At 57.0% G+C, this 1,185-nt stretch carries 1 protein-coding gene; it reads right to left on the reverse strand.

The features are described from left to right. A partial coding sequence (locus FUA23_RS22190) for a DUF7507 domain-containing protein (RefSeq protein WP_147932963.1) occupies positions 1–1,185 on the reverse strand: 1,185 nt, incomplete at both ends.

Genomic DNA, 1,185 nt, shown 5'->3' on the forward strand with positions numbered 1-1,185 from the left:
CTGTACCATGACGTCCGCCACATCGTGGTCGTCTTCGTCACCGCCTTCCATGCCGTTGCCGTCGATTTCGTCGTCGTTGACAACGTCCTCATCGTTCATGTCATCCGGCGTGGAGTCTTCGTCCACCTGCGGGTCACCGTTCTCGTCGGTGGCCTCACTGATCTCAGCAAAGTTGCTGATCGTTGAGCCAGCAGGAAGCGGGTTCGCAAGCGTCAGGAAGATCTCGGCAGATGCAGTCGCGCCGGGAGCAAGACCGCCCGCAGGAAGGTCACCGTCAATAACCGTCAGCGTCCGCTGGATACCAGCAGCAGCTACTGCCCAGCCGGCATCATCGTTGCCCATGACTCCACCTTCGTAGATCAGGCTCATGTCCGCAGGCAGGTAGTCTGTCAGCAGAACGTTGTCCGCAGCGATATCTCCCTGGTTGATCACCGTGATCGTGTAAGCGATCGTATCACCTGGGCGTACATCAACAGACTGTCCGGGAGACAGTGTCTTCGTCAGTGCAAGGTCGAACGTCTGGATCGTTACCGTCTCGATATCGTGGTCATCCTCGTCACCACCTTCCATGCCGTTGCCGTCGATGTCGTCGTTGTCTACAACATCTTCGTCGTTCATGTCGTCTGGCGTAGAGTCTTCGTCTACCTGCTCGTCTCCGTTCTCGTCGGTTGCCTCACTGATCTCAGCAAAGTTATCAACTGTGGAACCGGCAGGAAGCGGGCTCGCAAGCGTCAGGAACACCTCTACTGAAGCAGTCGTTCCGGGAGCAAGACCACCCGCAGGAAGGTCACCGTCAGCAACCGTCAGCGTGCGCTGGATACCGGCAGCAGCTACTGCCCAGCCGGCGTCATCGTTGCCCATAACTCCACCTTCGTAGATCAGGCTCATGTCCGCAGGCAGGTAGTCTGTCACCAGAACGTTGTCCGCAGCGATATCTCCCTGGTTGATCACTGTGATCGTGTAAGCGATCGTGTCACCCGGGCGTACGTCGGAAGACTGATCAGGAGACAAGGTTTTTGTCAGCGCAAGGTCGAACGTCTGGATCGTTACCGTTTCGATGTCGTGGTCATCCTCGTCACCACCTTCCATGCCGTTGCCGTCGATGTCGTCGTTGTCTACAACATCTTCGTCGTTCATGTCGTCTGGCGTAGAATCGTCGTCCACTTGTGGATCGCCGTTCTGATC

The organism is Neolewinella aurantiaca, assembly GCF_008014675.1.
Classification (GTDB): domain Bacteria; phylum Bacteroidota; class Bacteroidia; order Chitinophagales; family Saprospiraceae; genus Neolewinella; species Neolewinella aurantiaca.